At 38.6% G+C, this 25,479-nt stretch carries 20 protein-coding genes and 1 pseudogene; 8 read left to right on the forward strand and 13 right to left on the reverse strand.

Going from position 1 to position 25,479, the window contains the following annotated elements; all coding sequences use genetic code 11:
* The first annotated feature begins 191 nt into the window (after positions 1 to 191).
* Together ORQ98_RS17605 and ORQ98_RS17610 are read left to right on the forward strand one after the other, a co-directional pair.
* On the forward strand, positions 192 to 4,523 hold the full coding sequence (locus tag ORQ98_RS17605) for an amino acid adenylation domain-containing protein (protein WP_274690115.1): 4,332 nt from the start codon (positions 192 to 194) through the stop codon (positions 4,521 to 4,523).
* Positions 4,524 to 4,583: 60 nt separating this feature from the next.
* Complete coding sequence (locus ORQ98_RS17610; RefSeq protein ID WP_274690116.1) at positions 4,584 to 5,450, forward strand: siderophore-interacting protein; 867 nt, start codon at positions 4,584 to 4,586, stop codon at positions 5,448 to 5,450.
* 586 nt (positions 5,451 to 6,036) lie between these two features.
* Here the strand turns inward: ORQ98_RS17610 and ORQ98_RS17615 are convergent.
* Positions 6,037 to 6,399: a winged helix-turn-helix transcriptional regulator gene (locus ORQ98_RS17615; protein ID WP_274690117.1), complete on the reverse strand. Its 363-nt coding sequence runs from the start codon at positions 6,397 to 6,399 to the stop codon at positions 6,037 to 6,039.
* 204 nt (positions 6,400 to 6,603) lie between these two features.
* On the opposite strand from ORQ98_RS17615, the gene ORQ98_RS17620 reads away from it, so the two are divergent.
* Positions 6,604 to 7,617, forward strand: a complete 1,014-nt coding sequence (locus ORQ98_RS17620; RefSeq protein WP_274690118.1) for an MBL fold metallo-hydrolase — start codon at positions 6,604 to 6,606, stop codon at positions 7,615 to 7,617.
* Between the two features lie 124 nt (positions 7,618 to 7,741).
* Positions 7,742 to 8,284 carry a peroxiredoxin-like family protein gene (locus tag ORQ98_RS17625; RefSeq protein ID WP_274690119.1) on the forward strand — a complete coding sequence of 181 codons (543 nt, stop codon included), beginning with the start codon at positions 7,742 to 7,744 and terminating at the stop codon, positions 8,282 to 8,284.
* 256 nt (positions 8,285 to 8,540) lie between these two features.
* Here ORQ98_RS17625 and ORQ98_RS17630 read toward each other — a convergent pair whose 3' ends face one another.
* Together ORQ98_RS17630 and ORQ98_RS17635 are read right to left on the reverse strand one after the other, a co-directional pair.
* Positions 8,541 to 8,987 (reverse strand): YaiI/YqxD family protein, encoded by a 447-nt coding sequence (locus ORQ98_RS17630; protein ID WP_274690163.1) that lies wholly within the window; start codon positions 8,985 to 8,987, stop codon positions 8,541 to 8,543.
* 385 nt (positions 8,988 to 9,372) lie between these two features.
* Positions 9,373 to 10,779, reverse strand: a complete 1,407-nt coding sequence (locus ORQ98_RS17635) for a sodium-dependent transporter (protein ID WP_274690120.1) — start codon at positions 10,777 to 10,779, stop codon at positions 9,373 to 9,375.
* A gap of 342 nt (positions 10,780 to 11,121) precedes the next feature.
* Here ORQ98_RS17635 and ORQ98_RS17640 point away from each other — a divergent pair, with 342 nt between their 5' ends.
* Complete coding sequence (locus ORQ98_RS17640; protein ID WP_274690121.1) at positions 11,122 to 11,979, forward strand: hypothetical protein; 858 nt, start codon at positions 11,122 to 11,124, stop codon at positions 11,977 to 11,979.
* Positions 11,980 to 12,040: 61 nt separating this feature from the next.
* Here the strand turns inward: ORQ98_RS17640 and ORQ98_RS17645 are convergent.
* From ORQ98_RS17645 to ORQ98_RS17655, 3 genes and pseudogenes are all read right to left on the reverse strand, one after another.
* Positions 12,041 to 12,269 (reverse strand): annotated as a pseudogene (locus tag ORQ98_RS17645) (molybdopterin-dependent oxidoreductase).
* A gap of 50 nt (positions 12,270 to 12,319) precedes the next feature.
* The gene (locus ORQ98_RS17650; protein WP_274690122.1) at positions 12,320 to 12,457 is read right to left on the reverse strand and encodes a hypothetical protein; all 138 of its coding nucleotides are present in this window, start codon (positions 12,455 to 12,457) and stop codon (positions 12,320 to 12,322) included.
* Positions 12,458 to 12,503: 46 nt separating this feature from the next.
* Positions 12,504 to 12,821 (reverse strand): tetratricopeptide repeat protein, encoded by a 318-nt coding sequence (locus ORQ98_RS17655; protein ID WP_274690123.1) that lies wholly within the window; start codon positions 12,819 to 12,821, stop codon positions 12,504 to 12,506.
* Between the two features lie 249 nt (positions 12,822 to 13,070).
* Between ORQ98_RS17655 and ORQ98_RS17660 the strand changes: the two genes are divergently transcribed.
* Positions 13,071 to 14,549: a YopT-type cysteine protease domain-containing protein gene (locus ORQ98_RS17660; protein ID WP_274690124.1), complete on the forward strand. Its 1,479-nt coding sequence runs from the start codon at positions 13,071 to 13,073 to the stop codon at positions 14,547 to 14,549.
* A gap of 64 nt (positions 14,550 to 14,613) precedes the next feature.
* Here ORQ98_RS17660 and ORQ98_RS17665 read toward each other — a convergent pair whose 3' ends face one another.
* Positions 14,614 to 15,504 (reverse strand): LysR family transcriptional regulator, encoded by an 891-nt coding sequence (locus ORQ98_RS17665; RefSeq protein ID WP_274690125.1) that lies wholly within the window; start codon positions 15,502 to 15,504, stop codon positions 14,614 to 14,616.
* A gap of 158 nt (positions 15,505 to 15,662) precedes the next feature.
* Between ORQ98_RS17665 and ORQ98_RS17670 the strand changes: the two genes are divergently transcribed.
* The gene (locus ORQ98_RS17670) at positions 15,663 to 16,760 is read left to right on the forward strand and encodes an alkene reductase (protein ID WP_274690126.1); all 1,098 of its coding nucleotides are present in this window, start codon (positions 15,663 to 15,665) and stop codon (positions 16,758 to 16,760) included.
* A 100-nt stretch (positions 16,761 to 16,860) separates the two neighbouring features.
* On the opposite strand, the gene ORQ98_RS17675 is transcribed toward ORQ98_RS17670, so the two are convergent.
* From ORQ98_RS17675 to ORQ98_RS17690, 4 genes are read right to left on the reverse strand one after another with little or no spacing between them, the layout of a single operon-like run.
* Complete coding sequence (locus tag ORQ98_RS17675; RefSeq protein ID WP_274690127.1) at positions 16,861 to 18,345, reverse strand: glucosamine inositolphosphorylceramide transferase family protein; 1,485 nt, start codon at positions 18,343 to 18,345, stop codon at positions 16,861 to 16,863.
* A 56-nt stretch (positions 18,346 to 18,401) separates the two neighbouring features.
* A complete protein-coding gene (locus ORQ98_RS17680; RefSeq protein ID WP_274690128.1) occupies positions 18,402 to 19,790 on the reverse strand; it encodes a TRAP transporter large permease in 1,389 nt (462 codons plus the stop codon).
* Positions 19,790 to 20,320 carry a TRAP transporter small permease subunit gene (locus ORQ98_RS17685; RefSeq protein WP_274690129.1) on the reverse strand — a complete coding sequence of 177 codons (531 nt, stop codon included), beginning with the start codon at positions 20,318 to 20,320 and terminating at the stop codon, positions 19,790 to 19,792. Before ORQ98_RS17685 ends, ORQ98_RS17680 begins: the two co-directional genes overlap by 1 nt.
* 42 nt (positions 20,321 to 20,362) lie before the next feature.
* Positions 20,363 to 21,430 carry a TRAP transporter substrate-binding protein gene (locus ORQ98_RS17690; protein ID WP_274690130.1) on the reverse strand — a complete coding sequence of 356 codons (1,068 nt, stop codon included), beginning with the start codon at positions 21,428 to 21,430 and terminating at the stop codon, positions 20,363 to 20,365.
* Positions 21,431 to 21,540: 110 nt separating this feature from the next.
* Between ORQ98_RS17690 and ORQ98_RS17695 the strand changes: the two genes are divergently transcribed.
* A complete protein-coding gene (locus tag ORQ98_RS17695) occupies positions 21,541 to 23,163 on the forward strand; it encodes a long-chain fatty acid--CoA ligase (protein WP_274690131.1) in 1,623 nt (540 codons plus the stop codon).
* Between the two features lie 199 nt (positions 23,164 to 23,362).
* Here ORQ98_RS17695 and ORQ98_RS17700 read toward each other — a convergent pair whose 3' ends face one another.
* Complete coding sequence (locus tag ORQ98_RS17700) at positions 23,363 to 24,124, reverse strand: substrate-binding periplasmic protein (protein ID WP_274690132.1); 762 nt, start codon at positions 24,122 to 24,124, stop codon at positions 23,363 to 23,365.
* A 195-nt stretch (positions 24,125 to 24,319) separates the two neighbouring features.
* Positions 24,320 to 25,378 (reverse strand): lipin/Ned1/Smp2 family protein, encoded by a 1,059-nt coding sequence (locus tag ORQ98_RS17705; protein WP_274690133.1) that lies wholly within the window; start codon positions 25,376 to 25,378, stop codon positions 24,320 to 24,322.
* Positions 25,379 to 25,479: the final 101 nt, after the last annotated feature.

The following is a 25,479-nucleotide window of genomic DNA, read 5'->3' on the forward strand; positions in this document are numbered from 1 at the left end:
GCACTACAGCAAAAGCATACTTAACCCACAGTATTTTGAGTACCTTACTTTAGTCTTTAGTTAAATATGAAGTGATTAATAAGTATTCACCTAAGACCACATATACGACCTAATCATAGTTGCGAATAGTTATCATTTGCTTTAGTCTGATCAATATTTCAGTTTGTAATTATTCCTTTTGGGAGTACTCAATGTCAGCATCACTTCAGCTGTCTTCTGCTCAATATGGTATCTGGTTAGGGCAACAACTAAATCTTGAAAGTTCAGTTTATAATACTGCTGAGTTTGTTGAAATTGTAGGGGCTTTACAAGAGGAGGCTTTCAAGCAGGCTGTTTATCTGGCTTTAGAAGAAGCTCAGGCCCTTCGGGTGAAAATTGTTAAGCAGGCTGATAACTCACCTGGCCAACAGGTACAGTCTTTGACTGATTGGTCTTTAGCTATTATTGATTTTACTGCACAAAGTGATCCGCAGCAGGTAGCTGAACAATGGATGTCTAACAATATAAAAGAGGCAGTTGACGTATCTGTAGGTCCTCTCTACTACTCAGTGTTGCTAAAGTTAGGCTCTAATCAATATTATTGGTATCAGCGCATACATCATGCAGTGATAGATGGCTATGGATTTTCACTTATTATAAAGCGCGTAGCAGATTTATATACGGCTATAGTTAATCAAGTTAGCCCTGTATCAAAGCCATTGGGTTGTCTAGCTGATGTGATAGAAGAAGATCTTGCGTATCGGAATTCTTCAAGGTACGAGAAGGATAAACTATTTTGGCAGCAGGAAATGGCCAGTTTATCGAGCGTTGCTACTTTTTCATCAAATACAGCATCCATATCTCAAGATTTTATCCGATGTGAGGCAAGTATTGAGCCGTCATTAGTTAATAAAGCTGAAATATTAGCAAAACAACTAAAAGTCTCTTGGCTGGATATTCTGGTTGCTACATTTGCAGTGTTAATTAACCAGTATAGAAATCAATTTGACGATATCGTCATAGGCTTGCCTGTCATGAATCGATTGGGTTCATCTGCTATTCGTGTACCTTGCATGCAGATGAATATTATACCTTTACGAATTCAATTTAATGTAAATGATAGTTTTTCTGATGTGGTAATCAAAGTCAGTGAAAAGATATGTCTTAGCAAAAAACATCCAAAATATCGTTATGAAGATATGAAGCGAGACTTGGGCTTATTAGGTGGAGATAAACGTTTATTTGGCCCAGTGATCAATATAATGCCATTTGATACAAACCTGAATTTTGGTGGCTGTAAAGGAGAAACAAATAATCTAACAGCTGGACCGGTTGAAGATATTTCGTTTGGGGTTTTGGCACCTGGTCAAGGTCGAAGTATGCACTTTAATATAGATGCGAATCCAGCTTGCTATAACGAAGAAGCAATACAAGGCTTGTCACAAGACTATTTAGCGTTAATAACACGCTTAATTGAAAGCCCTGAACTCACAGTTTGTAATGAATTACACTCAATCAGGTTGCTTAATGGTGGAGAAAGTCTGGCAGCCAATACAACAGTTATACAGCTGATTACCTACGTAGTAAAACAGTTTGGTGATAAGACAGCAGTAGTACATGAAAATGTGAGACTGACATACAATGAGTTAAATGATTATGCGTATTTTATAGCAAGTCTAGTTGTCAGCAACACTACCAACGATAATAAAAATCCATTAATTGCTATTTTGTTGCCAAGAAGTATTGATGCTATCGGTAGTATATTGGGAGTACTGATGGTTGGAGCAGGGTACTTGCCATTGGACCCTGAATGGCCAGCATTAAGAATTAATGAGGTACTTGAAGATGCTCAGCCTGATCTAGTTATTACTTATTCATGCTATCAGGAAAAACTTACAGGTAATGTGGGAAAGACTTTATTTCTTAACCAATATATACAAGCACAATCACCAACCAATAATTCCACAGAAGTTGTACAACGATTAGTGTCTAAAATAGAGCAAGGGTCAATGGCTTACGTTATCTACACGTCTGGGTCTACTGGTAAACCTAATGGTGTAGCAGTCAGTCATAGGGCATTGGCAAACTTTGTAGCCGCAGCAGTACAAAGTTATGGTGTTGATAATAAAGATAGCATTTTACAGTTTGCACCACTGCAATTCGATGCCAGTGTTGAAGAAATATTTTTAGCTTTCTGTACTGGTGGTACTTTAGTGTTGAGAACAGATGACATGCTTAACTCTATTCCACAACTGTTGTCTGAATGTACTAAGCATAAAATTACAGTGCTTGATTTACCAACGGCCTATTGGCATGAGCTAACTCTAGCAATTGCTAAGGATAACTTACCTCCAACTCTGAAAACGGTCATCATTGGTGGAGAAGCCGCATTACCAGAAAGGCTTGCACGCTGGCAAAGTCATGTAGGTAACAAAATAAAGCTACTTAATACCTATGGCCCAACTGAGGCGACAGTAGTTGCCACGTTTGCAGATATTTCAAAAATAAATCCAGATAATCAAGCGCTTAGTATTGGTAAACCACTACCTGGTGTGCAAGCAGTAATATTAGATAGCCAATTACAACCAACAGTTAATGAAGGCGAGCTTTATTTGTTAGGTAGTAACTTAGCTAATGGTTATTTAAATAGACCTGAGCTTAATCAACGCAGGTTTATTAATCTTAACAGCTTGCCTGGTTACCCTAAAGCTTATCGTACGGGTGATAGGGTAAAGTTGAATGAAAATGATGAGTTAGTTTATTTAGGCAGAATTGACGATGAGTTTAAGATCAGTGGTTATCGTGTTAACCCTGCTGAAATTGAGAATATTCTTATTAAGCAGTCAAGCATTCAAGATGCAGCTGTTGTTGGTCAAGTACTAACAAATGGAAGTAAACGGCTGATTGCTTTTGTTGTTCAGCATCCGCCACTCAGTTTAACGTCAGAAGAAATTCGCCAAATATTACTACAGGAAATGCCACCTGCAGTGGTGCCGTCTGCTATTGAGTTAGTCAGTCAATTACCTAAAACGACTTCAGGAAAAATTGATAGAAAAATGCTACAAAGCTTTTATCATACAGATGAAAGTGTTCAAAATATCACAATAACAGCTACACCTTTAGAAAAAACAATACTCAACATCTGGTCAGGTGTATTAGGACAAACGGCACTGAGCCCTCAAGATGACTTCTTTAAAATCGGTGGACAGTCATTACAAACAATTCAAGTAGCAAACCGACTAGGGTTGGAACTACAACAAACAGTCGCTGTAGAAGATATTTTTAAGTATCCAGTTGCTGCTGACTTAGCAGCGATATTATCTAACAATAACTCGAATAATAATACTACAAATAAAGAAGCGATGTTGGAGTTGGGTGATCATATACTTGAAGAAGAATATGTTGCCAAACACTTAAATGAATTAGCTATAAATAGTTATCCTAAAAAAATATTGTTAACTGGTGTTACAGGATTTGTAGGGGCACAGCTATTACATAAATTATTAAAGAATACTTCAGCAGAAATATATTGCCTGGTTCGAGCAAATAACAAGCAACAAGCATGGGCACGTATAAAAACAGCTCTAACCCAGCAGCAATTAGCAGTTAATGAAAGTGAGACAAGGGTGATTCCTATTGTTAGTGATCTTAGTAAACCTTTGTTAGGGCTGGAGGAACAAGAGTTTAACTGGTTAGCGAGCCAGTGTGATGCAATCTATCATAATGCCGCTGTGGTGAGCATAGTTCGGGACTATTCAAGTTTAAGAGAGGTGAACGTACTGGCCACAAAAGAGTTGTTAAAGCTGGCTGCTAGTAATCGAGTTGTACCATTTCATCATATTTCCACCCAAGCGGTAGCAGCACCTCAATCAATAATGGATGAACTACCAGAAACGTTTATCAATCATCACGCGGGTTTAATCGATGGTTACCAGCAAAGTAAATGGGCTGCGGAGAACTTAGTGCAGCAAGCAGGAGAAAGAGGCTTGCCCGTAAGTGTGTACCGGCTAGGCCGAGTAACAGGGGCCATGGAAACAGGCTATGTTAATAAACAGGATTTTTTCTGGCGTATTATTCATGCAAGTATACCAATTAAGGCAATACCACAAATAAATGTTGAAGAAGTATGGACACCGGTTGATTTTGTTGCAGAAGCTGTTAGCCGTATTTCATTGATGCAAACGAGCGGTTCAAAAGTATTTAATGTTGCTTTAGATAAAAAAGTACTCTTACCAAAACTGTTTCAGTGGCTGGAACAGTTTGGCTATCAATTAACTTCGTTACCCCTACCGGACTGGAAAACACAAGTTAAAAAATACTCCAATGATGAAGACTTAGCTATAGTGGCTTTTTTTGATATGAGGTCATCTTCTAGTAGTAATCAATCTACAGAAAAGAGGGTGGCTAATAAAGTAGCAAACAAGCAATTTAAAATAGAGATTGAAAAAACAAAGCTTAAACAACCAGCTATTAGTAAAAAGCAGTTTTTCAACTATTTAGAATTTGCGATAAAAAATGAGCTGATTTTGAGCCCTAAATTGTAAAAAATACTAATAAATTTTTGTTGTCAAAGATTTGTGAATAACCTTAAAAGAGGATAAAAGTTGAGTAGTCATACTACAGCTGCTGTTATAAAGAAAACGGCTAAACCAGTGCCGAAACGCACACCACCCAGGCTTTTACAGGTGGTGAAGTCTGAACGTGTATCAGCACATATGCAGCGAATTACGCTGGCAGGAGAAGCGATTAAGGGGTTTCCGGAAGATAGAAATGGTGCTCATATAAAGGTTTTTTTACCACTTGCTCATCAAGATAGACCTGTATTACCAACACTAGGCCCTGCTGGAGTCGTTTGGCCCCCGAAGGAAGAAAAGCCGATTACTCGTACCTATAGTGTACGTAAGTATCATCCAGATCGAGAGGAACTGGAAATAGACTTTGTTTTACATGGGGCCGACAGCCCTGCTTCAGGTTGGGCTTTAAAAGCTAAGCCAGGTGACTTTTTAGGGGTAGCAGGGCCTGGTGGGCCTGATCCATTACTTGCACCTGCTGACTGGCATATTATTGCAGGAGATATGACTGCTCTACCTGCAATTGCTGCATTGCTTGAAGAGCTGCCAGAGAATACAACAGGACATGTATTTATTGAAGTGGAAGATGAAGCAGAGCAACAATCTTTAGTGACTCGCTCTCAGGTTGAGATACATTGGTTATATCGAGGTAACATGGCTGCTGGTGACAGTACTTTACAACTAGATGCAATTAGGCAAATAGAAAAGCCAGTTAACATTATTACCATGTCAGCTTGGGTCGCTGGTGAAAACAGCGCGGTAGTCAATATTCGTAATTATTTAAAAAGTAAATATGGTCTGACTAAAAAGCAGCTATATGCGGTACCTTATTGGCGTTATGGCCTTGATGAAGAAGGCTATCATGAAGAACGCCATAGAGTAATGGATGAGAAGTATTAAATAACTATCTAGCATCAAGGCTCAGAAAAGCTGAGCCTAATGAAAATTCCAAGTCAACTAGCCATAAACTAACTATTCATAACTATATTTTTTACTATACCCATTACTTTACCCCTCTCATAAATTATCTTAGTGAGTTCGTTTATGAGAGGGGGTTTCACACTTCCCCATTATAGGTTGCTTAATGATCATGATAAGTGAAGCAATCTATAATTGTTCGACAATTAATTGAAAGACAATTGTTGTTCTGTATGGCTCATTTCTAATCATGAGGATATATGGAATGGATACTAAATAAGCAGTGGTAGTTTGTTATTCATCCAGCTAGTAATATAATACTGAATCAAGTAATCATTGATACTACATAATACTTGAAAAACGAGAGATTTACTTTTCTACTTCCCCAGGCTGGCAATTTAGTGATAAATAAGTAAAGATGCTGGATATATCAAAAGATAAAAGCTTCATAAGAAACTAAATATAAATTAATTTGAAATAAATAGCGGCGTAAATTAACTTGTTTTCATTAGTTTTTATTTTACATCTTTGTTGAAGGAGCACACATTTTAATTAGAGATGACTGCTGCTACTCAGCAGATCGCAGTAGCTCCTTATGGCGCTCGCCCCAAGCACATAACATATCCATAATTGGTCGCAGCTCGTCAGCAATTGGGGTGCTTGTATATTCAACCCTTGGCGGAACTTCAGCGTAGACCTTACGTACAATCAGATGGTTCGCCTCCAATTCACGCAACTGCTGCGTCAGCATTTTCTGAGTGATTTTAGGAATACGCTTTCTGAGCTCTCCAAACCTCAGCGTATTGTTCCGCAGGTGATACAGAATGATTACCTTCCATTTTCCACCGATGACATCAATAGCGGCTGTTACTGGACAGTCCAGATTTTCAGTGCAGCCACTGGGCTGATCTATCTGCTTGTTTTTACTCATGAGTTACTTTTTGGATACCTTATTCCTAAACAGTGCGTACTTGATCTTCGTATACCGAATCACTACGGTATATAAAACATACCAACAGCAACAAAGATACTGTGTAATGGTTTTATACCATAAAGCTGGCGTGATGTCCTTGGAGCGAGGCATTGTCATGAGCATCCCAGCAAGTCCATTGAATGAACATAACCGGAGATCGCAATGAAAAAGTTTTCAAGCAGCAAAGTACTACTGGCGGCGGCTATTCTGTCCTTGTCAGCAAATGCATCTGCTGTTGAATTTATCTATAAACCCGCTTCCCTGACGGAGGTCGCCACTAACTTGCAAAAGGTTGAAGGGGGGCATCTTGAGCGCTTTAAAAAACCATTTGAAGTGCAACGCTTAAGCGAAAATATTTACTGGATTTCTGTTGCTAACTACAACGTGACCTTACTTGTGGGTAAAACGGGCGCTTTACTTATTGATGCCCCGATACATACAGGTAAAAGGATTTTAAAGGCGATTGAGGCGATTACAGATAAGCCACTCCGTGGGATTGTTTACTCCCATGCGCATGCTGATCATGTGGGTGACTCAGGTGTGCTTTTAAAAGAGCTTAGTGATAACAAAATCGATATATACGCAACAGAGGAAGTCCGAGATGCGTTGATCTCTCATAAGGTGACTTTGCCAGCGCCAGTTACAAAAATTATTTCGGATAAGCTGGTTTTTGAAGAGCACACTTTTGAGGTGTATCAAAACTTTGATGGTCATACTCCGGATAACACCGGCTTTTTGATTAAAGATGGTGGCCGTAAGATATTACACGCGATTGACTTGATTCACCCAGATCAGCTGGAGTTCAGAAGCTTCTCCAACGTTGAAAATGCCATCGCATATAAAAACGATATAGATTATCTGCTGTCGCTAGATTGGGATGTGATGGTTACTGGCCACAGCAATCTAGGCTATAAAGAGGACGTTAAATTTGTCCAGGAATACATTCGGGATGTACAAAGTTATATTCATCAGGGCCATTCAAAAGCAGACTTCTCGGCTCACCTGAAAAGCAACACCCCGTTCGCCTGGTATGCAGGCTATAGTGATGAGGTTATCGACTTTGCAACTAGTTTGCTGGCTAAGAAGTATCGCGAAGGGCGAGAGGAAGAGTTTGATATCGTCGCTCGATCTCATGTCGAAGTCCTTTTCTGGGCAATGCTGGCTCGTGCACTCTAACTTGTAGCTGAAATTATTAATGAAAGCCATCTCTATCTCCTAAATTGAATCCGTGATTTATAGGAATAAATTGCCTGGTGATGGCGGAAAAATAGCATTAGACAAATAGCATTGGAGTAAATGTATGACACATTCGGCAGTCTTAGCGGGCTCCCCTTTTCCTAAAATCATAGTAAATCAACAGGATGAAATACCAATTCATCTTGATGCTATTAGTGAGGGTATGGATTGGAAAATGGTGGTAGTTTATCGTGGTAAACATTGCCCATTATGTACTAAGTACCTTAATAAACTGGAAAATTACAAGCAACGGCTACAAAGGCTTGGAGTTGAACTCGTTGCTGTTTCAGCTGATGACAAAGCGAAATTAACTCAGCACTTAACTGAGTTGAGTGTTAGTTTTCCTATTTTCTACGGGTTGAGTGTCGAGCAAATGCAAGAGTTAGGTTTATACATTTCTAACCCAAGATCAAAGCAAGAAACCGATCATCCCTTTGCTGAACCAGGTATTTTTGTCATCAATGAAAATGGTCAGGTACATTTGGTTGATATATCTAATGGCCCATTTGCACGCCCTGAGTTGGATTTATTGGTCTCTGGAATAGAGTTTATAAAAGATCCTAGTAATAATTACCCAATTCGTGGCACCTATAGGGGACATGTTTAATCGTTTCGATGGGACACAAAAATACTGATCTTGATGGGCAAGATCAGTATTTTAAATGTAGTCAAGTAATCACTTCAGCCACCAAACCACTTGACAGTTGAATTATATTTTCGAGAAGCTATCAACTCTGCAGCTAAAGATAGCAAGGAGTTTCATAGCCAAGCTGTATATAGTGAATAGTTTGCTAGCTCGGGGTGGGATAGGGATTATACAACCAAGTAGGGGCTTTCCCATTTATCTGCTGGGAAATGAATTATCACTTTGCTTTTTGCAACCACTTATCGAGGTGATTTGCAAACATTTGTTTATCGCTCTGACTTAATGGAGCTGGCCCTCCAGTATGAATGCCACTACTTCTCATGGTTTCCATAAAGTCTCGAATATTCAAACGGGATTTTACATTTGCTTCAGTAAAAAGCTCACCCCTTGGACTTAAAGCAAGAGCACCATTATCAATAACCTCTGATGCAAGCGGTATGTCAGAAGTTATTACTAGATCACCCGGCTCAACTCTTTTTACAATTTCATTATCAGCTACATCAAAACCACTTGAAACCTGCAAAAATGAAATAAACTTTGAAGGCGGTGTTTGCATATACTGGTTAGCCACTATGGTGACTAACACCTTCTTCCTCTCTGCTGCTCTATAGAGGATATCTTTTATTGCGACAGGACAAGCATCGCCATCTACCCATATTTTCATATACAACCCATTCCCTCTATTATTTACATTTAAAATTAATGGTTGATAAATACCATCTGACATATCTGCTACTATTGTAGACATAAAGTATTGCTGGTTGTACTAGTAAATTCTGGAAGCCCCCTATCATATAGCCTGAGTTTCATTGATAAAGTCGTTCCGAAACTAGGGCTAGTAAAAAGTTATTGTGTCGGAGTTTATTTATTATTTTAGGCTAAGCAGTAAAGACGATGTGCCCGTTTTTACTAATAGAAGCCTGCTATGGCTTTAAGAAGAAGTCTTAAAAGATGGTAAACCACAATAAAATCTACTATTTGTAATTAAAAAGTGTGAGTGGTACATACAGAAAACATGGATTTATGTTACGTATATACCACTCATACATTTAGATAATGTTTAAAGCATTAAGAAAGACGATCACAATACAAATTGGAGTGATAAAACGCATTGTAAATAGCCAGATGTTGTACATTACACCTTTGCCTAACCCTAGCTCTTCTTGAGAGACTTTCTTATTGATGATCCAGGCACTGAAAATAGCGATTGCCAATCCGCCAAGAGGCATCATTAGGTTTGCTGTTAGGTGATCAACCATATCAAAGAAGGTTTTGCCAAATAACTTTTCTTCTTTCCATAAATTGAAAGAGAGAGCAGAGCCTACACTTAGTAACCACAAACTAAAGCCAAGCAAAGTACAGGCTTTAAAGCGGGAGATTTTAAATCTTTCAACCAAACGAGCGACGCTGGGCTCTATCATTGAAATAGCAGAAGTTAATGCGGCAATTGATAACATGATAAAAAATAAAATACCTACTATTGTTCCAAACGGCATTTGGCCGAAAGCAATAGGCAGTGTAACAAAAATAAGGCCTGGTCCAGCTGAAGGTTCTAGGTTGTTAGCAAAAACGATAGGGAAGATAGCCAAACCAGCCAGTAAAGCAACTGCGGTATCCACTATACCGATATAAATAGTAGTTTTCGCAATAGACACGCTTTTAGGCAGGTAGGAACCATAGGTCATAATTGCACCACTAGCTAAGCTTAAAGTAAAAAAAGCGTGGCCTAATGCAATCAGCATGCTTTCACCAGATAGCTTACTGAAGTCTGGATTAAATAGAAAACTGACACCTTGCATAAAATGGCCTGTTGTCATGGCATAGCCCACCATAACGATAATAAGCACCAACAAGCATGGCATTAAAATATTGACGGCTTTTTCCAGGCCAGACTTAACACCTTTACCTACTATAAAGAGAGTGACAAGTATTACCAGGGTGCTCCAAGTTAGTAATCTGGTTGGGTCATTCAGCATACTCTCAAACATACTGCCTATTTCAGCTGGGCTTTTCCCTACGAAAGTAGTGTCAGCTGCTACCGAAATATAAGACACAGACCAGCCAGCAATAACTGTGTAAAAACTAAGAATAAGAAAACCGGCAATAACACCCGCCCAACCCACTATTTTCCAAAGAGAGTTGCTACCAGCTTCTTTAGCAAGTGATGCCATTGCATTTGGCGGACTTTGTTGGCCTCGGCGGCCAATCATTATCTCAGCCATCATTAGTGGTATACCGATTACTAGAATACAAGCAAGGTAAACGAGTACAAACGCTCCACCGCCATTTTCTCCTGTAATATAAGGGAACTTCCAAATGTTCCCTAGCCCTATAGCTGAACCGGTGGCAGCTAGGATAAAAGATAACCGGGTTGACCACTGTAAACGACCCGATGACGGAGTGGCAGTGGCATCTAAAGAGGCACCAGCTGTTAGGGTTGAATTACTTCCAGACATATAATTGTTCCAATGATAAGACACACCTAGGTTGACATTGTAAGAGATGCTAAGTGGCTGGAGGTGAGATTTCAATACAAGGTTAGCCTGGTTATTTAGCCAGATTTTGGCCGTTACAGTCATAATTGATTATAAAACAACCTATGAATGAGCTTATGTGGCAATTGACGAAGCAATATTATGCTTAGCGCTGCCTTGCGAAATTCACGGCTTTAGTGTTTTTGATACAATTGGACATATATCTTATTGCTGCACTATGATTTGTGGTTTCTGAATTTTGGCTTTCCAATACTAGCCTGTTGGTTGTACCAAGTAGTAGAGTAGTTAGGCAAGGGGGTAACTATGTTCAAATACATTTCAATGCTAACGTCGTGTTTTATCAGCATTGTTTACGCCGGAGCACTAAAAGCGAATATAGAAGTAATGTATCCAAATATAGATGGTATTGGGGGGGAATCTATTGGCTTTCATGTGCTAGAGCTGGCACTAGAAAAATCTGGTCAGGACTATTTATTGAAACTTCATGGTCCTTCAGTTAACCAGCGTAGTGCTAAAAAATTTGTGGAAAGAGGGATCTTGTCTGTATTTGATGCAGGATATCAAGCAGAATTGGAGCAGCGTTTTGAACCTATTTATTTACCCATCGACAGAGGTATACTTGGCTGGCGGCTATTAATTATTCATCAGCAGAATATTGATAAATTTGCAGCAGTTAAAAATTTGGCAGACTTAACCCAGTATATTGCTGGTCAAGGTGTTGGCTGGGGGGATATAGCGATTCTTGAAAACGCTGGGATTAAGGTAATCAAGGCTAATCGAGTATCACAGTTAATCAATAAAGTTGAGAAACAGCGGTTTGATATGTTTCCTTTAGGTGCCAATGAAGTATATGGTTTTTTAGATAAATATAGCAGCAACGATAATAGCTTGGTTGTAGATAAAAACTTAGTACTAGTATACCCCTTTGGTCGTTTTTTCTATGTGCGTAAAGGCAATACCACCCTAGCCAATACGATTAAGCTAGGTATGGAAACAGCATTAGTTGATGGTAGTTTACAAGCCCTACTTGAAAATCATCAACACTTTAAAGATGCCTTTAGTAAAGCTAATTTAAAACAAAGAAAGCACATTGATATCAAGACACCCAATTTGACTGAAAAGTTTAAAAATATCGATCCAAAGTGGTGGTATAGTTTATAAATCTTTAAATTGCCAATATCTGCTACCCAGTCCTTCATGCCCTCTAGTACGCTACTTTCCATTAAACTAACGGCATATCGCTTACTTCAAATCGGCGTAGCCATTTAATGTGAGTGTTACCTTCAAACCCTGGCAGCAGTAAACGTAATGAATAACCTTGTTCTGGTCTTATTGCTTCACCATTTTGTGCATAGGCTAAAATTGCATTTATCGATGGGTGCACTACGAGTCATTACTGCTGCATCACTACCTTCAACTAAAACCCATTTTGCTCCACCCTTAACACCCACTTCGCGTAAAAGAGTAGACAATAAAGCACCTGTCCACTCTGAGGTGCTGGTTAAGCCATGGTAAATTTCTTAGCCTGGTTGACCATTCCATGAACAATCAGGGTGTGTTTAGCAGGAAACAAACCTTCCTTGCACTCACAGTCTTCACTATTACGACAATTAAGAGCGCGATTTTCAGCTCCAACCATGCCTGTTATAAACTGATTTATTATCCTAATAAAATTAGACACTATATTATTTATTCAATTGTTTATTACAGCGTTTTAAAAAAACTTGCATTTCTTTTTCAGCCTGTTTATCTCCTTTTTCATTAGCGATGTTGATTCCTTGTTGGTAAATTTCTGCTGCTTTGCCCCAGTTTTTGAGTTCTACATAACATTTCCCAAGTAGCTTCCAGGCAGCTGAGTAATTTTTGTCATGTTGCAAACAAACTTGAAAATGCTCTATTGCTTCGTCGGGTTGTTTATTGTCTAGATAGGCTTTACCTAGACCAAATCGTAGCATGGAATTGTCTTGTCCTTGTTTTAACATTTGTTCAAGTTTTTCGATCATATTAAGAAACCATAAGTAGACAACAAGAGTGACTTATTATACACCTCTCTATGTTTACACCAATTGTAGTGGTATTGATACGTATTTGGATTAGTGAGTAGGAGGTCATGCAGCTGATGATTCTGACTTAGTATCTTAAGTGAATACTTACACGTTTATATAAAAAAAATGGATTAATATTAGTAAAGTTAAACGATCGTTTGAGGTTATTATTTACAAACTTCCAAGACTATTAGAATAGGAAACCTCATGGGCGGTTTATCAAGCATAGGCAATTCAACACCAGCAGCAAATCTGGCAACAAATCAACCAGCTCCAACAACCATTGACCAACAAGCCAGTTTGCAGGGCCGTTCGCTGAAGCTGCTTGAGTCGGGTAGTAATACTTTTAGCAACTCTGTATACAGACGTGGATTACATACCCAAAGTTCAGAGCTCAAGGCACTACAAAAAGAGATTAAGTTACTGCAAAAGCATCAAGGCCCAGAGCAGCTTAAAAAGGTTGAAGATGCATTGTCTTTATGGAAAGAAAGCCATCCAAAAGAGTATTCTAAGAGAAGCAAGCATGTACCTGAATTGCAAAAAGAGTTGAGCAGCTTAAAACAGCAACACACTGCTGAAGCAAGCCAAAGGCAAGCGGCAGCAAAAGAACAGCAGCAGTTGAATGATCCTCGTTATCAAGATTTTGAACTGCGTAAAAAAGTTGAACTAAGAGAAGCTCTTGCACAGTTACCAAGAGATAGGAGAAGCTATCAACAGCAGCACAGCCCTGAATATAGAAGGCATGCTAGACAACTTATTACAGATAGAAAAAAAGAGCTGAAACATATTACCAAGCAGCAAAAGCAGACTAAAGTAACTGCAGAAGTTATTAAGGATGTTTTAGAAAATCATTTAGGCCTGAAATTTAAGTCATTACCTAGATTTAATGCTGATATTCGAGCTGCAATTCATCATACTTTCTCAGAGCAAACAGTTAACTATGTACTGAATAAATGCCCAGAGCTTAAAGAAGATGGACCTGTTCAGTTTGAAAAAATCACATCTTCAGTTAGTGCCTTAGATAGCCTTGTCAACCCGGGTGTTGCTATTGCACAAAAACACAATGCAGCTCAAATTACTCCATTTCAGCAGTCACGCTTTATTGGTGAAAGAGCATTTGGGCAAGAAGGAATATGTGCAGCACTTTCAGCGAAATGGATGGCTTCTCAGCAGGTTAAGGAAAATTTCTATCAGGACATTGGTTTTATAGACGGGTTTTCAGCCTCTAAGTTAACGGATGGCCAAGAAGAAGTAATGAATTTGGCTATTCAGTACTATAGTGACAGTAACCGAACCAATACGACAGGTGAACGCTGGAATACCACAGGCAAAAATAGAGAAGATAAATTAATTGAGTACTTTAAAGAAAACTATGGCTTGGAGTTAGATGTAAGCCAGTCTGGTATTGATAATGACAAGCTGAATATTAGTCAGGTTAATCAGCCAGGATTATATTATTTTGCGATTCATGGTAATGGACAGGACTCTGGCCATGCCTTAGCTGCAAAGGTTGAGCTTGTCGACAGTGGCAGAGATTGGGGTCAAAAAGTATTTACGTTGTTTGATCCTAACTACGGAGAAGCACAGTTTAAAGATATTAATCAATTCCAGAATTATGTGCATAACTTAGTAAATGAAAGATATCCTGAATTAACGGATTCTTCATATGTATTATGTTTTAATTAAGCTTTAAACTATAGAATAACCAGTCAGGGTATAGTTACTCATGAAGAGCATATCCTGACTGGTATTACATGACGTTTTCTAAAACCTCTTTAAGGTGCTCAATCAACACTGATACCCGTTGAGGGACAAATTTTCGATTGGGAAATACAGCATAGACCGCACCACTTTCTGCTGCAAACTCATCGAGAATAGTCACTAATTGCCCATCTTTAATTTCCTGTGTTACATCCCAAATCGATTTTAGTGCGATTCCTTTGCCTGCTAATGCTAAAAGCTTTATTACTTCACCATTACTGCTTGTATGAGTAGCATTTATGTTGATAGATACTGGATTACCTTTATTACTAAAACGCCATTCTGTTTGCCTCTCTCCACTCTGGCTATAGGTAAGACAGTTATGCAGACTTAATTCATTGAGGGTATTAGGACAGTTATATTTAGCCAGGTATTTAGGCGATGCAACTAATACTCGACGATTGTCGGCAAGTTTTCTGGCAACCATGCTGGAATCTTTCAGCGGACCTAACCGAATGGCAAGGTCAATACCTTCTCTTACCAAGTCGCTTAACTGGTCGGTAAGGTGAAGGTTGATCTGTATTTTGGGGTGATTCGCAATAAAAGTATTAATAATTGGTAACAATATATTGCGGCCAAAATCTTGTGTGCATGATATGGAAATCCAGCCAGCGAGTTCATGTTGGTTTGTTAATTCATTAATTAACTCAGTTTCTTGATCAGCGACAGCCAGGCAATATTGATAGAACTTTTCTCCTTCATAAGTGAGTTGCTGGCTACGTGTAGTGCGGGACAAAAGTCTGATTTGATAACTTTTTTCTAGCCTTGCCAAAGCTGCACTAACATTGGCTGGAGATAAACCTAGCTTACGACCAGCAGCTGAGATACTGCCACAGTGAACAATCTCTAGAAAGGTCCGGTAGTCAGCTATGGCTGCCATGAGTTTCTCTTACTTTCAAAAATTATTTGAAGAAGGTTATCGCATTTGCTGGCTTTTCTCCACTTGCTTTGCTGAGACAATCATATGAAGACGCTGTAGGTGTAAGAAGTTAACAATTAATACCTCATCAGCGAAGGGTATAGAAGAGGACAGTTATAATGACTCACCAATTATTTGAGCCGGCAGTATTAAAAAATAGCCAGCTAAAAAACCGGATAGTAATGGCGCCAATGACACGATGCCGTACTGATCAACCTGGTAACATACCTAATTTATTAATGGCAGATTATTATGCCCAGAGGGCTTCTGCAGGGTTAATCATTACTGAAGCAACACAAATTTCAGATGATAGCCAAGGCTACTCCTTTACCCCAGGAGTATATACTTCAGAACAGATTCGCGGCTGGCAACAAGTGACTACTGCTGTTCATAATGCGGGAGGCGTGATTTTTAATCAGCTCTGGCATGTAGGAAGAGTGTCTCATCCTTATTTTCAAAAAGGGAGATTACCTATGGCTCCTTCTGCCATTAAACCCGTTGATACTCACGTTTGGATAGCGAAAGATGGACAAGCTGGCGAAATGGTGGAGTGTGTTAAGCCTAGAGGAATGAATGATAACGATATACAACAGGTGATTAATGATTTTGCAATAGCAGCAGAAAAAGCTGTTGAAGCAGGATTTGATGGAATAGAAATTCATGGTGGTAATGGCTACCTGATTGATCAGTTTTTACGAACGAACTCAAACCATCGTAGTGACAATTATGGCGGTAATAGGGAAAATCGACTGCGGTTTTTAATGGAGGTGGTGGATGCAGTGGCAGCTCGTATAGGGACTGAGCGCATAGGAGTACGTTTAGCGCCTTATGTTACTTTTAAAGATATGAATTGTCCTGATATTGTGCCAACCATATTACAGGGGGCCACTCAGTTAAATCAGTGTGGAATAGCTTATATTCATTTATCTGAAGCTGATTGGGATGATGCACCAGTCATTCCTACTGGCTTTAGAGAACAATTACGTGAGAGCTTTGATGGTACAATTATTGTTGCAGGACGCTATACACGAGAAAGTGCAGAACAAGTGCTTGATAAAGGTTATGCAGACTTAGTTGCATTTGGTCGGGATTTTATTGCTAACCCAGACTTGCCTTATAGATTAAAAAATAAATTACCTCTGGCTGATTTTGATCAAGCGAGTTTGTTTGGTGGTGATCATAAAGGTTATTCTGATTATACTGTGTATCAAGCTTAAATAAAAAAACAGTCCAATAGGTCACAACATCTATTGGACTATTTTTAAATACTATCAAGCTCAGCTTTTAATGTATTAAAACAAATGAAAGCTTATCAACTTACTCATCAGTCAAATGAAAAGCAACTTCTTGCAAGCCTACCCGGTCTCCTCCAACTGGCTTTATATGTAGGTTATCTTGTATTTCCATACGGATGAAGTTGGCTTTGGTTTTTGTAAAGCTTAATGTGACTGGGCTTTCTAAGGGAGTCGCTTGGGTGAAGAAATATCTAGCTTGCCCTAGGCCTGATGAGTCACCTGTATATGAGAATGAAAGTCTAAAACTACGCACTGAGTTACCTTGGGCATATTTATTCTGCCACAAGCTAATGGCATTAATATCAGAAAGGCTTTTCAATTTAAAATCTATAATGATGGGTTTAGGAGTAACTTGAAAATAGTTTCTCAAATAACCAACCGACTTAGTTGACCAGGATTGGCTGGATATGCGCCGATAGGGTGGAGCAGACTGAAAGCCTATTCCTGGTCCTTCAATTAAATTAGATAACACAGTGCCTAAGTTGGTATCTGTATTGTCATTATGCCCAGAAACATGAGTGATTTGGGCAAATTTATTAGAGATAGTTTCTTGGGAAGATTCAAGAAGCTGGCCTTTAGCTTCATACATGCCGATAGAGTAAGTTTTTCCATAGCCATCTGCTACGGCTAGCCAGCGATCTCCTGTCCACCAGGGGTCAAGATGATGCATCCCTTTTGCATTCCAGCCATAACCAGAGGGGAACAAGACAGGACTATCCTTAATTTCTCGCTCAGCATAGGTTGTAGTTGTTAAGTCGTATACTTCAAATAGTCGTACAGCTTCACCATAAAATACATCATCTTTTTGAGCTATCCGAATTATCTTACCATCTTTAATTGTAAAGCTGCGTCCACCTAGTCTAGCTGTGCTAGCGTCACCTGAAATAACAGGGCTTAATGGATGTTCTTGCCAACCATGGGTTAAGTTTTTTGATGAGTATAAGTACGTGACTGCATTTGAAGTATTAGTGACAAACATCCACCATCGGTTATTATGATAAAAAATTGAAGGATCAACAAAGTCTTTTCCGGTAGCAAGGGTGCTAATATGTTGCCAATTATAAGGAAAGTTAGTTGCTTTATATAGACGAATACTCTCTGCCTCAAAGGTTTCAGGAATCATGTAGTACTCGTTATTGTGCTTGAAAACATAAGGATAAGATAGGTGAAAAGGCTCATCTAGAACTATTCGATCATATTTCCAATCTAGTCCATTAGTACTCTTAGCTAGGCCAATTTCTCCCTGGCTGCTGTCATTACTCAGCACCTCAAAAAACATAAGCCAATTATTACTTCCTTCATCCTTAAAAAGAAATGGGTCAGCAACAAATGCAGCATTAATGTCAGTGACATCGGATGCAGTTAAGACTGGATTTTTAACGCCTTCAGGTACACTAAAATATACTGGTATTTGATTGAGATGGCTCCAGCTGGGGTAAATTGTATCTGCTGATGTCGTTATTGAAAAAGCTAATGTTGAAATTAATAATGTTGTTATTTTTTTCAAAATACTCTCCTTGTGTTTGCCTGAAATTTAATAGTCGCTCGTGAAGAGTATATCATTTAGGAGCGATAAACCAACGCTGGAAACCAGTTTACCAGTGCGGGGAATAATAAAATAATTAGCAAGCCCGTGATCTGCAAAATAATGAATGGTATGACACCTCGGTAAATAGTAGTTAAATTAATATCAGGTGGGCATACACCTTTCAAATAAAATAATGCAAACCCTACGGGTGGTGTAAGAAAAGAGGTTTGTAAAGTAACAGCTACTAGCATGACAAACCAAATAATTTCAGGGTTATCTATAACGCCATAACCTGGTATATCTAAGTTAAGTGCTGAAATAACGGGGGTAACCAAAGGTAAAATGATAAGGGTAATTTCTATCCAGTCTAATACAAAGCCAAGTAAAAAAATAATGCCTAAGATAAACAAAATAATGCCATAGTCGCTAAAAGGTAAACCGGTTAAAAATGACTCAATTAGCTCATCTCCGCCTAGTTCTCTTAATACTAAAGCAAATAAAGATGCGCCGATAAAAATCATAAAAATGTAAGCAGTAACATTCATGGTTTTATGCAGGCACTCTTTGAATACCGTAAAGCTTAATTTATTGTGAATAAGGGCAAGTAAGGTTGCTCCAAGGGCTCCAATGCCTGATGCCTCAGTGGGAGTTGCCCAGCCAGCAAAGATAGAGCCTAAGACACCAATAATCAGTAAGAGAGTAGGCACGGTTGCTTTAAGTACATTGAACCATATATAAATTGTCACCCGTTCTACATTTTTGGGAGTGGGCAAATGCTCTGCGTGTAACAGACCATAAATGAATAGATAAATAATATAAAGCAGGCCTAGTATTAATCCAGGTATAACAGCCCCCATAAATAAATCACCAACAGCAACTCCAATCTGGTCAGCCATAATGACTAGCATGATAGAGGGAGGAATCAATATACCAAGGGTGCCAGCAGAGGCAATGGTACCCAATGCAATGCTGTCTTTATACTGTTGATTGCGCATGGCAGGCAGTGAAATCATGGCTAATAAGACCACTGATGCACCAATGATACCTGTAGATGCTGCTAGGATAATGCCTATGAGTGTAACAGTGATTGCAAGCCCACCCTTAACTTTACCAAATAAAGCTTGGAGAGATTCCATTAAGGCTTCAGCAATGCCTGACTTATCCAGCATATGGCCCATAAAAACAAACATGGGTAAAGCGACCAAGATCCAGTTATCCATAATTTTATAAATTCGGTTAACTGCCAGGCCTAATGTCATGAAATTCAGGCCGGTGAATGCATCAAAATAACTATCTGCATAATAACCAATAGCTGCAAATATTACTCCTATACCTGCTAAAACATAAGCGACAGGAAAGCCGGAAAACAACAAAATTATAAAACTGCAAAACATGGCGACTACTAAAATCTCATTAACTTCCATCAAGATCTCCAGCAGGTAATGAGTAAGTATGTTTCGTGGTAAATACGGGTAACAACAGTTATTGCTAAAAGGCTAAATGCAATAGGGATAATAGATTTGATTACCCAACGAAAAGGTAATCCAGCAGGGGCAGCTGATCGCTCATTAATGCGCCAGGAGTCAGCTACAAAATCTAAGCTGTGTATAAAAATAATGCTGATAAAAGGTAATACAAAGCATAATAACCCTATAATTTCTATAATGTGCTTAGTTTTATTTGAGAAGCGACTATAAAATAAATCTACCCTGATATGGCTATTCATTACCTGTGAATAAGCCATACCAAACATAAAACCAATGGCATATAAATGCCATTGTAGTTCTTCTAATATTATCAAACCACTGGAAAAACCTTTACGCAAGATGACCTGTAAGATAATAACGACCATCAATACTGCATAAGCCCAAGAAATGACTTCGCCTGTTTTCTTTACCCAGTAATAAACTACATTGGCACCTGGTGGTGCCGGCAAACTTCCTTCTTGCCACATAAAGCGCTACTCTATATATTAAGTCAATTCGCGAAGAGTATATTAAAGACTTCTTGGTAAAAAGGCCCTACTAGCCCAATTAGCATATTTTTTTCTGAAGTTAGATAGATCTTGATAAACCTTGTTAAACATTGGATCTTTTTTGCTCTGCTCAGCTGCTACTTCTTGCCAGGCTTGTTTAAATGTAGCGAGCATTTTTTTGTCCCAATTATGCATTTTTACACCACGCTCGTTTTCATTTTTTATTATTGCATCAAACTGAATATATTCTGATTCGGCAATCGAATTAGTTACGGATGCCATACAAGTCGCTGATAACTGAGATTGTTGACTTTTACTCATAGCTTGCCATTGTTTTTTATTAACGAGTAACTCAAATATTGTGGACTGCTGATGCCAACCCGGGAAATAGTTATGTTTGGCAACTTTATAGATACCTAATTTTTCATCAATAGCAGGTTGGGAATATTCAGTTGCTTCTATAGCCCCTTTTTCCAGCGCACTGAAAATCTCCCCTCCTGGTAGCAATGAGGTGGATGCCCCTAATTTTTGTAAAACCTCACCACCTAAACCAAAAAATCGTATATTTAAACCTTTAAAGTCTTCTGGTGAGGTAATGGGTTTTTTAAACCAGCCTGATGTTTCTGGAGAAATAATTGCACAAGGCAATACTTTAACTTTGTAGCCTGCATTGTCGTACATTTCCTGATATAGCTTCAGCCCGTTACCATAGTAAAGCCAAGCCATATACTCAGGGGCTTCAGGCCCAAATGGAATGGATGAAAATAAACTGGCCGCAGCCATTTTTCCTGCCCAATAGCCAGCGGTTGTATAGCCACTATTCACTTTACCTGTAGAAACTGCATCTAGAATTTCAAAAGGAGCGACCAGTTTATTTGGCTCGTAAAGCTTCATTTTGATAGAGCCTCCCGATATGAGAGGCAACTGTTGAGAAACCCATTTAATAGGGGTACCTAATGCAGGTAAAGAAGAGCTAAAGGCAATGGGGGTTTTTAGTAAAACTTTTTTAGCCGCAAGTGTTTGTGTACTTACTATAATGCTGGCAACTATAGTAGAAGAGATTATTAGTTTTTTAGAAAATTGTTTCATTTAGTAATATCCTGTTACAAACTGGGTTGTCCATACTTACTTAAAATCATTCGCCAAGAGTATATATAATCAAAACGAATGATATAACTATAAGAATTAAAGGAGAAACTATGCAAGGGAATATAATGCAGTACCCGTTACTTACCCACGATATCATTCGTAAGGCTGTAGAGCGGAGCCCTGACCAATTAATTGTATCGAGAATGCCTACTGGTGCTATTCATCAGTATACTTATGCTGATGCATATCAGCGTATACAGCAGTTAGCAAATGGATTAATCGGTTTGGGAGTAACTTCTGGCCAGCGAATCGGTACCTTGGCTTGGAGCCATTACCAACATTTGGAATGTTATTATGCAATATCAGGTATTGGAGCTGTGGTGCATCCGATAAATGTCAGGCTGTTTCCTGAACAAATTAAATACATTATCAATCATGCTGAAGACCAGTATTTGTTTATGGATCCTGAATTTATTCCGTTAGTAGAAAAGTTTTATCAAGAACTACCAAATATAAAAGGCTTTATCATAAATTGCACCCGAGCGCAGCTTCCACAAACCAGGCTATCCAATGTGATTGCTTATGAGCAACTTCTAAGTGACCAAAAACCATATTTTGACTGGCAGCGATTTGATAGTCGGAAGGCAGCGTCTCTTTGTTATACGTCAGGTACAACTGGGCACCCCAAAGGTGTATTAGCAGACCATTATGCTTGTGTCTTGCATGCAACCGTTACTGGCAGCTCACAATTTTTAGATTTATCACCTTACACATCGGCACTACCGGCTGTGCCAATGTATCATGTGTGTGCTTGGGGATTACCATTTTCTGCTATTTTATACGGCTGTAAACTGGTGATGCCTGGTTCGCAGTTAGATGGTGCTTCTTTATATCAGTTAATTGAACAGCAACAGGTTGATAAAGCATTTGGAGTGCCTACCATTTGGCAAACGTTTTATCATTATTTACAGGAATCTGGTAATTATGTGCCCAGTTTGAAATTAATTGCCGTGGGTGGAGCCACATCACCATCGGCTTTAGTTGAAGCTTATGCAAACGAGTATGATGTTTATTGGATGGGACTCTGGGGCATGACGGAAACAGGTCCGCTTGCTACTACTGCAATCCCAACCCCCAGGGTAATGGACCTACCTTTAAAGGAGCGTATTGCTATCCAAAGCTCAGCAGGGCAACCTATCTTTGGAATAGAGATTGAAATATTTGATGATTATAACAGGCCCCTCCCGCATGATGGTGATACCTGTGGTCATTTAAAAGTGAAAGGCCCTTGGGTCATAGAACACTACTATAACAGTAATGTGAAAGTGTGTGATGATAATGGTTGGTTTGATACGGGCGATATAGCCACAATAGATGAAAGTGGTTATTTATGTATTATCGACAGAAGTAAAGACCTGGTTAAATCTGGTGGAGAATGGATTTCATCTGCCATATTAGAAAATGCTGCCCTTCATTATCCTGCAATCCAGCAAGCCTGTGTTGTTGCTGCTAAGCATCCTAAATGGGGAGAGCGGCCGATTATGCTAATTGTGCTAAAACCTGACCAACAGTTTGATAAAAACCTGCTGAGAGCAGTGCTTGCAGAGCATGTAGCCTCTTGGTGGCTACCTGATGCTATTATTCAAGTGACTGAGTTGCCTTTGACAGGGACTGGAAAACTCAGAAAGGTTGAGCTGCGAAAACAGTATCAGAACTATTTATTAACTCAATAAATAAACAATTTAATAATCAGATATTAGCCCGAATATTCTGAAAAATAGCTAGCAGAGTATCCGGGCAAGCCATTACAAAAAACACTAATGTATCATTATTTGCATAAAATACATAAAAAGTTGCTACCAAAAATTAGTGCTGCTTAATAAAAGATAGTGGAAAATAAAAGCGATTAATTATATTAGAATGGGTAATGTTTTACTTTTCATATTTATTGGCTAATAAGTCATCAAAGTAATACTGATCATACTTTCCAGCTTGTTTTAACTTTACTATTGCTTTGTCGAAAATTTCAATTATTTTTTTATTATTGTTGTTTTTCTTAGACATTAACAAATAGGCTGGTTTTTTCTTAATTGGTAATGGGTGATTGGTAAATAACTTTTTAAGACTCTCAGGGAAATGCTTGTTTATTTCATAATAACCAACGGTTAAATCATGAGGTATGATATCAACTCTTTGTTTGTAAAGCATTTTTAATAGTTGTAGGTCTGATTTGACTCGATTAACATTAATTAAATCTTCTTTCTCATAACGATTAAATTCATCGCTGTAATGGTAACCAATAGTAGCGGCTATTCTTTTTCCTCTTAAGTCTTCAAAACTACTCCATGCGAAAGGATTATCTTTAAGATGAAAAAATACATAGCTTATATTGCCAATAGGCTCCTTGCTATAAAAAAAATCTTTTTCTCGTTCCGAGGTTTTTGACCAAAGAAAAGTGCCATCTGCTTTGTCTTTTCTTACCATTTCTAGCGCTCTTGCCCAACTAGAAAACTTGTATCTGACAGTGATGTTTTCGGTAGCGAAAACTTCTGTTATTATCCTTGGAGTAATACCAAGGTATTTTAAGGACTCAGAAACATAAGGGGGCCACTCTCCCCCAGCTAGAATAATGGTGCTATTAGCTTGAGTAAAGCTTGCATAGATTATGAGCACTAAACTAAGCAGCTTTTTCATATATTACCTGTAAGAATTTTAAAGCAAAAACTCACACCACTTTATTCAGATTACTCTAACAGCTTAGTACAAACTCAACTAAGCTGATGGGGCTTTAGTGAACTAGTGTGAGTTACTCATTAAAGTTCCCATAAATCATTAGAGTTAGATAAACTTGGTTTGTGAAGTATAATAAAGCGCTAGTGGTCCATGCGACTAGGGTTTACAGTTAGCTTTTGGCGTATTAACTACAGTACTACTGTAGTGAAGCGTATAGTCATCTCCTACCGTTTGTGTATCCTTTTTCCCTGCATGGCGACCAAGGATATAGGTTTCATGTTTAGGTATATTTGCCATCTCATAAGCTTTAATATCGGTAGAAGCATTACCGTATACACGAACTATGTTAATACCTTCTTGTTGAAGCTTCTTTATATAGGCGGCTTTATATTCGGCATGCCCTTTGAAACTGGTAAAAATTTCGCCATCTATATTAGTGCGAAGATGCCAGTCAGCTTGCTGCATAGTGTTACGTAACCATACGCGGCTCCCTTTCGTTTGCCAATAAGGACGAGCAGTTAGAAATATAAGCTGATAACCTTTATCACGGTAAGCTTGGATAGTTTCTTTAGCATAGTAGAAAGGAGTTGCAGTAGATAAGCCTAAGTAGTCACCAATTTGTTCTGCATCGTTTAAAGTAAGGGTGCCATCAATATCAAATAACACAGCTTGGCGGCCAGGACTTCTTACGCTTATGTAACCATCTGCCATACTATGGTCGCCATCTACCACCATCCGAATAATGTAGTCGCCAACAGTTTGACCTGGCACTTTTACAGTGACTTTTCCATCTCGATTGGTTTTATATTGACCTAAATATTTCCATTTGGTCATGCCTGTACCAAAAATATAAGCATGAATATATTCGTCTTCTAAGTCTTTATGTAAAAACCAATCATAATCAAACTTTCCTGTTATCCTCACGGCTTCACCCGGGTTAACTAATTCATCATGAACCATATGATAGGGAGTAAACCATTTACTTAGCAGTGAACTACTATGATGGCGAAACCCTTGGGATGGTGGTGCGCTAAACTTTGGAGCACGTGACTTGATACCATAATCAGTACAACCATTAAACTTTGATTTAGAATGCTGATGTTGACTTGAAGTGGTATAAATATTCTGATTTGATGAGTTACTTTCAGCTGCTGAAAGTGATGTTATTCCACAACTTACAATTGATATAAAACACAAGTTGACCAGTGATTTCATATTTTAGTCCAATGAAAATACCCTTCGCTTGGGTTATATTGTCGAGATAACCTTTGCTTTTTAGTGAGTGACTATTTTTTAATAAATTTATTCTTATAGTG

Origin of the sequence: Spartinivicinus poritis (assembly GCF_028858535.1) — a bacterium.
GTDB lineage: Bacteria > Pseudomonadota > Gammaproteobacteria > Pseudomonadales > Zooshikellaceae > Spartinivicinus > Spartinivicinus poritis.